The 10999-nt window shown below is 74.0% G+C and carries 9 protein-coding genes and 1 tRNA gene; 5 read left to right on the top strand and 5 right to left on the bottom strand.

All coding sequences use genetic code 11. The features are described 5' to 3' along the window. The 3 genes from B4E97_RS05780 to B4E97_RS05770 form a co-directional block, all read right to left on the bottom strand. Window positions 1–1094: N-acetylmuramoyl-L-alanine amidase (locus B4E97_RS05780; protein ID WP_286959029.1), on the bottom strand; the 1094-nt coding region annotated here is incomplete at its 3' end. Window positions 1095–1126: 32 nt separating this feature from the next. Further along, complete coding sequence (locus B4E97_RS05775) at window positions 1127–2365, bottom strand: SpoIID/LytB domain-containing protein (RefSeq protein WP_286959028.1); 1239 nt, start codon at window positions 2363–2365, stop codon at window positions 1127–1129. 364 nt (window positions 2366–2729) lie between these two features. Continuing rightward, window positions 2730–3524 carry a TIGR03089 family protein gene (locus tag B4E97_RS05770; protein ID WP_286959027.1) on the bottom strand — a complete coding sequence of 265 codons (795 nt, stop codon included), beginning with the start codon at window positions 3522–3524 and terminating at the stop codon, window positions 2730–2732. Between the two features lie 69 nt (window positions 3525–3593). On the opposite strand from B4E97_RS05770, the gene B4E97_RS05765 reads away from it, so the two are divergent. Together B4E97_RS05765 and B4E97_RS05760 are read left to right on the top strand one after the other, a co-directional pair. Next, on the top strand, window positions 3594–4343 hold the full coding sequence (locus tag B4E97_RS05765; RefSeq protein WP_286955521.1) for a hypothetical protein: 750 nt from the start codon (window positions 3594–3596) through the stop codon (window positions 4341–4343). A gap of 117 nt (window positions 4344–4460) precedes the next feature. After that, window positions 4461–5255, top strand: coding sequence for a DNA-3-methyladenine glycosylase family protein (locus B4E97_RS05760; RefSeq protein WP_286955520.1), 795 nt, complete (start codon window positions 4461–4463; stop codon window positions 5253–5255). Window positions 5256–5346: 91 nt separating this feature from the next. On the opposite strand, the gene B4E97_RS05755 is transcribed toward B4E97_RS05760, so the two are convergent. Together B4E97_RS05755 and B4E97_RS05750 are read right to left on the bottom strand one after the other, a co-directional pair. Next, complete coding sequence (locus tag B4E97_RS05755; RefSeq protein WP_286959026.1) at window positions 5347–7983, bottom strand: S8 family serine peptidase; 2637 nt, start codon at window positions 7981–7983, stop codon at window positions 5347–5349. A gap of 141 nt (window positions 7984–8124) precedes the next feature. Beyond that, a tRNA-Arg gene (locus B4E97_RS05750) sits at window positions 8125–8196 on the bottom strand. A gap of 85 nt (window positions 8197–8281) precedes the next feature. Here B4E97_RS05750 and B4E97_RS05745 point away from each other — a divergent pair. From B4E97_RS05745 to lysA, 3 genes are read left to right on the top strand one after another with little or no spacing between them, the layout of a single operon-like run. After that, window positions 8282–8695, top strand: a complete 414-nt coding sequence (locus tag B4E97_RS05745; protein ID WP_029210685.1) for a response regulator — start codon at window positions 8282–8284, stop codon at window positions 8693–8695. Beyond that, entirely contained in the window at window positions 8692–9432 is a 741-nt protein-coding gene (locus B4E97_RS05740) for a hypothetical protein (RefSeq protein ID WP_286959025.1), read from the top strand. The genes B4E97_RS05745 and B4E97_RS05740 overlap by 4 nt, the downstream gene beginning before the upstream one ends. Window positions 9433–9434: 2 nt before the next feature. Continuing rightward, the gene (lysA, locus tag B4E97_RS05735; protein WP_286959024.1) at window positions 9435–10868 is read left to right on the top strand and encodes a diaminopimelate decarboxylase; all 1434 of its coding nucleotides are present in this window, start codon (window positions 9435–9437) and stop codon (window positions 10866–10868) included. Window positions 10869–10999: the final 131 nt, after the last annotated feature.

The raw sequence follows: 10999 nt of genomic DNA, 5'->3' as shown, positions 1-10999 counted from the left end.
GGCGCGATGTAGAACTGCGAGAGGCGCATGGCGATGCCCTGCTTGAGCGCCGACATGCCGGCCTCGGGGACCCGGGTGGTGTCGTAGTTGCCGAGGATCGAGATGCCGAAGGTGTAGTTGTTGAACGCGTCGGCGTGGGCGCCCTTGACGGGGCGGCTCAGTCCGCCGAAGCGACCCTCGAACTTCTGGCCGTACTTGTCGACGATCATGTTGTAGGCCACGTCGCACCAGCCCAGGCCGCCCGTGTCGTAGGCGTAGATGCCGCGGATGATCGACGCCGACTGCGCCTTGGTGTAGCTGTTCTGCCCCGCGGTGTGGTGCACCACGACGACCTTGGACGTCTCGCGCACCGAGGGCACGCAGCCCTTGCGCAGCGACTCGTTGGCGCCCCAGCCGGCGCGGGAGATCACGGACGGCACGTATGCCGCGTTCGCGGCACCCGCCACGGCGGTGGGGGTGAGCTGCGCGTCGGCCGCCGTCTCGCGGGAGGTGACGGCCGCGAGGGACGCGGTCTTGAGCAGGTCCTTGGCGGACGCGGCGACGCGCACCTGGACCCGGGTAGCGCCATCGACCCAGATGGGCTCGGTGCCGTACTTCGTGACCTTGCCCGTCGTCTGCTCCTTGACGGCGTCGATGGCCAGCTCCTGCCACTCCTGCCAGCCCTTGGCGGTCTGGGCACGGACGGCGACGGTGGCCTTGGCCGCCATGGTGGTGGTGCCCGGCCAGGTGACGCCGACCAGGTTGCCGGTGGCGGGGAGGTCCACGACGGTGTCGGTGGTGGCTCCGGCCTCGAGCGTGGGGTCGACGGTGCCCTTGGCCGGCGTGGCCACCGGCTTGCCCGCGGCGTCCTTGGGCAGCGAGGAGTCCTGGACGACCTTCGTCTCGGGACCGGCCTGCTGGACCGTGGTGCGGACCTTGTCGCCGAGGGCGTGCTTCTTGACGTCCGGGGTGATGGGGCCGTTCTTGGCCGGCACCGCTGCGGGGACCGGAGCCTGCACGGCGACGGACGGCAGGGCGACGAAGCCGAAGCTCAGGCCGAGGGTGGCGGAGAGCAGCGTGGTGCCCTTGACGAGGGTGGTGCGGGAGGTCTTCACGAGGGGGTCTCCAGGGTGTCGAGACGGACGGGTCACAGGGAGCTGACGGGCTTGAAGTAGGTGGAGCGCAGGGCGGTGCCGCCGACGACGCTGCGCAGGCGCTCGCCGGAGACGTCGACGGAGCCGCGGGTGCCCTGCAGCCGGACCGTGAGGACGCGACCGCCCCACAGGCCCTTGCCGTCTCGCGCGAGCACGGTCATCCGCTGGAAGGACCCGATGGCGGGGTAGGCCCGCTCGAGCTTGCTCACGGGGACGGAGACGCCCCAGGTGTTGGTGGTGGGGGCGAGGCCGGTCTCGTAGGGGTCGGCCTGGGCGGGCAGGTAGGACACGTTGCCGTACACCGTCTGGCCACCGTTGGAGGATCCGAACTCGGTGTGGGCGGGGAGGCCGGCCCGGGTGAGGATGATGCCCTTGCTGGCCGCGACGGCGGTGCGCGAGTTGGTGGTCTCGCTGGTGATCCCGCCGAACACCTGGCACGCGGCGGTGTCGCAGATGTCGTAGGTCGAGGTGCGGGGCTTGCGCAGCCAGCTCGCGGCGTAGGAGCGGGCCGCGACGGACTGCGCGGCGAGCGCCTGCACCGGCCAGCTGCCGGGGCTCTCGAAGGGCACGACCTGGCGCACGTAGCTCTCGAGGGTGGTCGTGACGACGGGGGAGATGGTCGTGCCGGAGCGGATGCCCGTGAGGCTGCCGAGGTAGGTCGCGACCGGCGTGCCGGTGGAGCCGACCGCGGTGACGGTGCCGTCCGTCGCCCGGATCGTCCACCGACCGGAGGACGTCGACCGCAGCGCCTTGCGCTGGCCGGCCGACGTGGTGAACCACAAGGTGGCGGTGGTCGTGGTGCCCCCCGAGGTCGGGCGGTCGACCTGCCAGGACCGCACGGGGACCGTGCCGTCGACCACGGACAGGCGCACGACCTGGCCACGGCCGTCGTCGGCGACCAGTCCGGGCTCGGCAGCGACGCGGGCGGCGTTGCCGAGCCGGCCGGCCACGCCCACGCGGATGGTGGGGTCGGCCAGCCGGGTCTGCGTGGCGCCCGGGTAGTAGTGGCTGACGATCTGCTGCCACGAGCGGCCCTGCCTGGCGGCGTTCATGGCGCCGTACTGGGACATGCCACGGCCGTGGCCGAAGCCCCGGCCGGTGATCTCCAGGGTGCCGTCGGCGGGCCGGCTGTAGGACTCGGCCGCGGACGCAGGAGCGCCCGAGCCGGCGATGACGGCGGCGGACACGGCGGCGACGGCGGCGGCGCGTCGCGACGTAGGTGTGATGCGCATGGGTCTCCCAGGTCCTGGGCGGGGGCTGGCCCAGGACTCTTCTCGAGCGGTGTCGAGCTGGATGGCTAGTTCGCCCCAGAACGATCAAATCACGGAGTGTGACCGTCTCGTTACTGTCCGTATGTGATCACAGGTAGACGTCATCGCGGAACCTTTGACGCCGATGTCGCCCTTTTTGGACTAATTACACGCGTGTGTCTTGTGAGGTTGATGGGGCACTTGTGACAGTTGGGGCGTGTTCAGGCTCCCCCCACCACGCACCCTGGCCCGATCGGGCAAACGCGGCATGAGCGCCGGTGACTAGCCCGTCGACGGGCGGGTGACTACCTCGCTAACACCCGCAGGTCGCCGCCCCGGCGACCGCTCAGGCCGGTCCTCGCACGAGCTCGGCGCGCTCGGCCTCGATGATCCCGTCGATCCCGTCGATCCCGGCGACCCCGGCGAGACCGTCACCGGCAACGCCGGGGTCGCCGGGGCCGCCGGAGCCGGGCGCCCCCGTGCGGACCAGCACGAGGCTGCCGTCGCCGGACCACCCGCGGACCATCCGGTCGAGCGCGTCCTCGAGGTCGGCCGTATGACGGTCCGCCTCCTCGCCCACCACCAGGCAGGTGCGGCGGTCGTCGGCTCGCAGCGGGTCGTCATACAGCCTGGTCCCGTCGCTCCGGCGCCAGGCGACGGCGCCGGGCCCGGGAGAGTCGAGGGCGTCGAACCGGTCCCCGTAGGTCGCGAGCTCGCGGGCCTCGTCCATCACCCCGGCGGGCACGGGGCCGGGGTGGGACCGGGCCAGGCCGGCGAGCGTGACGAGCGCGGCCTCGCCCGGCGCCTCGGCCGCGAGCGTCGGGTCGTCGGTGACGAGCAGGTCGGCCTCGAGCGCCCCGGCCCCCGTCACCAGCGTCGCCCCGGCCCACCAGGTCGCCAGCGCCCAGTAGCCCGCCCGCCAGTGCGCGGGCAGGGCCAGGCCGACGGTGCTGCCGGGCTCGAGGGACCACTCGTCCTGCAGCGCGTTGCCGGCCTTGCTGGCCCAGGTGAGCAGCACCCGCCCGCTCAGCTCGATCCGCTCGCCGTGCGTCGCGCCCCCCGTGCGGTCGTAGCACGTGATCGCCGGCTGGCTGACGTCGCGGGACTGCAGGGCGGGGAGGAGCTCGCGCAGGGTCGGCATCGGCCCAGCCTAGCGACCGGACCTACTAGGCTGGCGAGAGCCGATCTCGAGGATGACGGAGGACCACGGATGGCGCTGGGCCAGGTGGCGAGGACGCTGGGGCGGGTCGCGGGCGTCACCGCCGGGGCGGCGATCGCCACGGACGCCGCTCGGCGGCTGCACGCGAGCTCGCGCTGGGGCGTGCGGGCGCGGCTCGGCGCGGCCGGCGACCTGCCTGAGTGGGTGCTGCCGACCGACGTGCTGGCGTCCTACGCCGAGGCCGAGGAGCACCGCGAGGCGGCCGACGACCTGGGGCTCCCGATGGTCCTCGACGAGGTCAACGCGTGGGCGGCGATGGGTGCCCTCGCCGCGCTGCTGCGCCTCGTCGACGACGGCACGCACCGCAGCCAGGTCGTCGATCTCGGAGGTCGCTGGTCGCCGCTGTCGCGGTGGTGCCGGGCGCTGGGTTTCGCCGTCTCGCGCGAGGTCCCGCACGAGCGGGGGAGCGTCGACCTGCTGGCCCGCCTGCACCCGGCCGGCGCGGTGGCGGACGACGTCGACGCCGTGCTCGAGCTGGCCGGGGTCGTGCTGCGACCGGGTGGGGTCGTCGTGGTGACCGTGCCCGTCGGCGACGCGGACGCCGAGGGAGCCCTGGGGCGAGCCGACCTGCGGGCCCTCGAGGCCCGCGCCGACGGGTGGGGGCTGCGACTCGTCGGCGACCTCGACGGCGAGGTGGGGCGGCGCCTCACCGCCGCCGTCCGTGGCGCGCGCGACGACGAGCAGGTGCGCACCGACGGCAGCGCCTACGCCCTGGCCCGGCTGACGCTGCGGCGACGCTGAGTGCGCCGGATCCGGCTCGACCGCCCGCTGGACCTCCGGTCGACCCTGGCCGCCCTGCAGCGGGGAGGCGGTGACCCGACCGGACGTCGCACGGCCACGGGTGGGTGGTGGCGGGCGATGCGCACCCCCGACGGCCCGGTGACGATCCACCTCGAGCGCCAGGCCGACGAGGTGGTGGGTGAGGCCTGGGGCCCGGGGGCCGAGTGGTCCCTGGAGCATCTGCCGGGGCTGGTCGGGGAGCAGGACGACGCGACCGGGCTGGTGCCCGTCCACGACGTGGTGCGCGACGCCCACCGCCGCCACCCGGGCTTCCGGATCGCGCGGACCGGCCTCGTCGTCGAGGCCTTGGTCCCGGCCGTCATCGAGCAGAAGGTCACGGGTCAGGAGGCCTTCGGCGGCTATCGCCGCCTCGTGCGGACGTATGGCGAGCCGGCACCAGGCCCCGGTGAGGGTCTCGGCCTGATGGTCGCCCCGTCGGTGCAGGTGTGGCGCCAGGTGCCGTCCTGGGCGTGGCTGCAGGCCGGCGTCGACGGGGCTCGCTCGGCGACCGTCCAGCGGGCGCTGGCGGTGGCTCCGCGCCTGGAAGAGTGCGTCGACCTCGACCCGCGCGAGGCCCACCGGCGGCTCCGCGCCATACCGGGGATCGGGGTGTGGACGGCCGCCGAGGTGCGGCAGCGGGCCCTCGGCGACGCCGACGCGGTGAGCTTCGGCGACTACCACGTGGCGCGCAACGTCGGGTGGGCGCTGGCCGGCCGCGAGACCGACGACCACGGCATGGCGGAGCTGCTCGAGCCCTATCGGGGGCACCGGTTCCGCGTCACGCGGCTGCTCGAGCTGAGCGGCCAGGTGCGCCCGCGCCGCGGCCCGCGCATGGCGCCGCGCACCCACCTGCCCCGCACCTACCTCAGGTAGTCACGTCCGCCCGACTTGGCACGCCAGGCGGATGTGACGACCTGAGGTAGGCACATCCGCCCGACTTCGCCCGCGGCCACCGCGCCCGAGGTCAGGTGGCGATGCGCAGCAGCGTCGCCCGCGGCGACGTCGGGTAGCGCACGTAGCCCAGGTAGACCCGTCGCGGCTCCAGGCCCTGCCACACCAGCCAGGGCGTGGCGGTCGCGCCGCTGGTCAGCAGCGACGTGCGTGGGTTGACCGTGAACATCGCGTCGCGGCCGCTCTGCACCGCAAAGGTCTCGAGCGTGAACGAGGCGGTCCCGGAGACGGCATACCCCTGCACGACGAACCGGTAGGTCCCGGCCGCCGGGCTGCCGACGTCCAGCGTCTCGTCGCCCGACTCGGTCTCCGCGGCCCCGACCGTGGTCCAGGTGCTGCCGTCCAGCCGCTGGAGGTAGAGGTCCAGGTCGTCGGCGCCGTTCGCGGCGACGAGGTCTCCCCGCAGCAGGGGCGACCCGGCAGCCACCGTCAGGGACGGGGTGGCCCACGTGCCGCCCTGGCTCACCGTGCCCGGGTCACGGCGTCCGGTCGCCAGCCCCGTCACGGGCGTGAACCGGCCGGACGTGGGGCTCGCCACCCGGATGGGCAGGCGACCGGAGCGTCCGGTCGCCGACAGCTCTCCCGGCTGGGAGAACCCGGACCGCGACACGATCGGCAGGTGCAGCGTCGAGCCACCGGCGGTGGGCGTCAGCGTGACCCTCCCCTTGGCCCAGGCGCCGTTGGTCGCGGTCGACGGGCGCAGGACCAGCGAGAGCGTCACGGGCGACCCCGCGGTGGCGGTGATGCTGGCGGGCGCGGTCACGACATACCCCGGGAGGGAGGCGCGGACCGACCAGGTGCCGCTCCGGGTCGCGGTGAACCGCCGCGTCACCCGCACGTCACCGCCCTGCAGCGGCACGGCGATCGAGGCGAGGTTGAGGTCGGTGGGGTCGAGCGGCGTCCGGCCGGTGTCCACGCCCTGACCCTGCGCGAACCTCGCCATGTCCTCGGGCGTCGCGTCGAGCAGGAGGCCCGGGTCGAGGGCGGCCGCCGGGGCGACATACCCCGCCCCCTGGGCGAACGGGTCGGTCGTGGTCGTGTCGACGCTGGTCATCATGAGCGCGGACCGTATGGCGCTCGGCGTCCACGCTGCTTCCCGCGCATGGCGCGCCTCGAGCAGCGCGGTCAGGCCGGCGACGTGGGGGCTCGCCATGGACGTGCCCGACATGTTCTCGTAGACCGAGGGCGCGGTGGTCGACCAGCCGGCCCGCCACGGGACCGACCCGGCCACGATGCCGACGCCGGGCGCGGCCAGGTCGGGCTTGATGATGCCCGAGCCCGACGCCGACGTCGGGCCGCGACCCGAGAAGTCCGCCACCGCCATCGGCGAGGTGTGGCTGGCGGCGGCCACGGTCGTCACCCACGGCGCGACATGGTCCACGGTGCCGGCCCTGGGCCCGTCGTTGCTCCCGGCCGCCACGACGGCGACGCCCGCCGCGTCGGCGCGCTGGAAGGCCAGCGACACGGGATCGGTCACACGGTCCGAGGACCCCGAGATCGAGTAGTTGAGCACGTCCACCCCGTCGAGCACGGCCTGGTCGACGGCGGCCACGACGGAGTCGTCGAGGCAGTAGTTGTCGTTGATCCCGTCGCGGTCCTGGTCGACGCCGTCGAAGTCCCAGCACACCTTGTAGGCCGCGACGGCGGCACCGGGCGCGATCCCTGCGCTGCGACCCCAGGCCCCGCCCATGTCGACCTCGCGACCGGCGGCGGTCGAGGCCGTGTGGGTGCCGTGACCGTCGTTGTCGCGGGGGGACCAGTAGTCCGGGTTGCCGGCGCTCGGGGACGTCTTGCGCCAGTCCGGGTCGCCGGTCGGGAAGGCGCGGGCGGACACGAGCTTCTGGTTGCACAGGGCCGAGGTCCAGACCTCGACCGGGTTGCTGCCCACCGCGCCCGTGCAGCTCCCGCGGAAGGTCCCGCCGTCGGCCTTGGTCAGCGTCGTCGTGGCCCCGCGGTCCAGGCTGTATGCCGACCCCACCGTGCTCGTGGTCGCCGTCCCGAGCGCCGGTCCCGTGAAGCTGGCGTTCTCGGGCCACACCCCCGTGTCGAGCACGCCGACGACGACGCCCCGGCCGGCCGTCGCGGCGCTCGTCGGGGGAGTGGACCCGGCGCCGACCCGGGCCCACACGCCGGACGTGCCCGTCAGGCCGAGCGCGTCAGGGGTCTGGTAGACGGTGGGGCGCCGGCGCTGCACGGGATCGACGGCGGCGACCTCGGGGTCCGACCGCAGCGCGGCGACCTGCCCTGCGTCCAGGCGGGCGCTGAACCCGTTGGTGGCCACGGTGAACTGCCGCTCGATCGCGACCGAGCGGCGGGCGGCCACGGCGCGCTGCGTCGTCTCGAGGCTCGCGCGGTGGTCGCGGACGGCGGCGCTCGTCGACTGGAAGCGGCCACCCTTCGGCGCCTTGGTCCGGGGTGCCACGGCGGCCGGGGGTGCCTTGAGCGTGACGATGTAGTGCCCCCTCGAGCTGCTCTTGGCGGGCCCCGTGGCCTTCGTGGACGCGGTCGCGGTGGGGGCGGCGGACGGGCTCGCCGCCGACGGGTTCGTGGCCGACGTGCTCGCGGCCGCCGCGGGGGCGGTGACCAGCAGGGCGAGGGCGCCGGCGGCGACGATCCGCGACCGTCGGGCCAGGGGGAGGGGGACCGGCATGGGTGGCTCCATTCACCAAAGGATTAACTACGCAGAGTAGTAGTTGATCACCCTCGGTGTCTGAAGGACACGAAAGCCCCGGTGCGTCGAGCCCGAGCACAGCGAAGGCCCGGTCCGTCTGGACCGGGCCTTCGCGTCGGGCGCCCCCAGTAGGATTCGAACCTACGCACCCGCCTCCGGAGGGCGGTGCTCTATCCCCTGAGCTATGGGGGCCCAGCAGCACGATCGAGGGGCGACGCGCCATGGCGCAGCGACCGGTTCGTGCGAAGGTCGACCATACCAGCCTAGGCTCGCAAACATGGAATGGGACCAGGGCGACGGCGAGCGGCTGGGGACGGTGCTCGTCTGCGACGACGCCGACCAGATCCGGACGCTGATCCGGCTCAACCTCGAGCTCGACGGCTACGACGTGATCGAGGCCGGTGACGGGGTCGAGGCCCTGGAGATCCTCCGCGACCCGGCCATGCCCCGGCCGGACGTGATCACGGTCGACGCGCTCATGCCGCGCCGCGACGGGTGGTGGATGGTCGGGATGATCCGGGCCGATCCGGCGCTCGAGGACATCCCGATCGTCATGGTCACGGCCTCGGTGCAGCCGCACCACCGCGTCCAGGCCGAGCAGGCCGAGGTCGACGGGTTCATCGCCAAGCCCTTCGAGCCGGATGAGCTGCTGGCGATGGTGGGGATCCTCGCCGCGAGCGGGCGCGCGTGAGCGGGAGCCCGGCTCACGGGTCGAGCTTCGTCCTCTCCCAGCAGATCTCGTATGCCGCCGCGCGCGCCGGCCACGACATCGACCCCCACGACGTGGCGCTCGAGCCGTCCCGTGGGGGACACACGGACACACCGGCCCGCCACACGGACACACCCGCCCGCCACCCTGACTGGATCTCCTCGCTGCCCCTGCGCCTCGCCGCGGGCAACCCGGACGCCGCCGCCCACCACGCGAGCCTCCTCGTCGAGGCCCTCGCGCCGGCCGTCGACGCCGACGCGCTGCCGCGCGGGCTGCTCGGCATACGGCTGGACGACCCCACCCTGGTGACCCTGGCGCTCGACCTGCCGCCCGGGTGGGCGGACCGCGCACCCGGCCCCGCCACCCAGCCGGCCACCACCCGGCGGGCCACCGCGCGCACCCCGACAAACGCCCGGTATGCCGCCCAGCTCGCCCACTCCCGGCTGTGCCGCCTGGCGGAGCAGCCGCCCGGCGAGCGGCTCCCGCCCCACGACGTCCTCGTCCGCCTCGTCGACGCCTGGCGCGTGCGCGACCGGCTCGCGGCGGACGGCCGGGTGCACCACCTGACGGACTGGCTCGCGGCCTACGGCGCGTCTGTGCTGGTCTGGACCCGAGAACCCCGCCCGCGCGACCTCGACCACCGGGTCGTCGTCGCGGCCCGGGACGCCCTGGCCGACGGCCTGCGCGCGTCCGGGGCCACCCCTCTCGAAAGGTTGTGACCATGCACGCGCACGAGGCCGGTGCCCTGCACGCCGACGGCTACTCCGCCGCTCCCGAGTGGCTCCCGTGGCCCAGCGACGTCAACGAGCTCGAGCCCGGCCTGTGGGCGCGCAACGTCACCAAGGACGCGGCGGGCGAGCTGGCGGTCGCGGGCGTGCCCGTCTCCCGGATCCGGGACGAGTTCGGCACCGCCGCCTATGTCATCGACGAGGACGACTTCCGCACGCGGGCCAGGGAGTTCAAGCAGGCGTATGCCGCGGCCTTCGCCGATCCGGAGCTGGGCGGCGGCGGCGACGTCTACTACGCGGGCAAGGCCTTCCTGTGCACCGCGGTCGCGTCCTGGATCCGCGACGAGGGGCTCTGCCTCGACGTGTGCACCGGCGGCGAGCTGGCCGTGGCCCTGCGCGCCGGCCTGCCGGGGGAGCGGATCGGCTTCCACGGCAACAACAAGACGGTCGCCGAGATCGAGGCCGCGGTGGACGCCGGCGTCGGGCGGATCATCGTCGACAGCCACGCCGAGATCGACCGCGTCGCCGCCGTCGCCCGCTCCCGCGGCGTCGAGGTCGGGGTCATGGTGCGCGTGACCGCCGGGGTCGAGGCGCACACCCACGAGTTCATCGCGACCTCCCACGAGGACCAGAAGTTCGGCTTCTCGCTGGCCGGGGGAGCGGCCTTCGCGGCCTGCGAGCGCATCGTCGCCCGCCCCGGTCTGCGCCTGCTCGGGCTGCACAGCCACATCGGCTCGCAGATCTTCGAGACCAGCGGGTTCGAGCTGTCGGCGCGGCGCGTCCTGCAGCTGCACGCGCGCGTCCGCGACGAGCTGGGCGTCGCCATGCCCGAGCTCGACCTCGGTGGCGGCTACGGCATCGCCTACACCACGCAGCACACCCCGCTCCCGCCCGCCGAGCTCGCGCAGCAGATGGCCGAGATCGTCCGTCGCGAGGTGACCTCCCTGGGCATCGACGCCCCGCGCGTCTCCATCGAGCCCGGCCGCGCCATCGCCGGTCCGTCGACCTTCACCCTCTACGAGGTCGGCACGGTCAAGCCGGTCCAGGTCGACCGCGGCGCCACCCGCCTCTACGTCTCGGTCGACGGCGGCATGAGCGACAACATCCGCACCGCCCTCTACGGCGCCGACTACTCCTGCACCATGGCCAACCGCCGCAGCGACGCCGCCCCCGTCATCTCCCGTGTCGTGGGCCGCCACTGCGAGAGCGGCGACGTGGTCGTGCGCGACGAGTACCTCCCGTCCGACGTCATCCCCGGCGACCTCATCGCCGTGCCGGGGACCGGCGCCTACTGCCGCGCGATGGCCAGCCAGTACAACCACACCCCGCGCCCGCCCGTCGTGGCGGTGCGCGACGGCGTGGCCCGGCTGGTCGTGCGCCGCGAGACCGTCGAGGATCTCCTCGCCCTGGACGTCGCCGACGCCTGATCGACATACGAGACGTTCGCGTCCCGTATGTCGGACAAACGGCCGCCGCCACCACAAGACCGGTCGAGACTGAGGGTGACGACCATGCCGCTCGAGGATGCTCGTCAGCGTCTCGCACGACCGGGCGCGTC

Origin of the sequence: Arsenicicoccus sp. UBA7492 (assembly GCF_002479615.1) — a bacterium.
GTDB lineage: Bacteria > Actinomycetota > Actinomycetes > Actinomycetales > Dermatophilaceae > Arsenicicoccus > Arsenicicoccus bolidensis.
The sequence above is the reverse complement of the archived record's forward strand: the minus strand, read 5'-3'. Positions and strand labels throughout refer to the sequence as shown.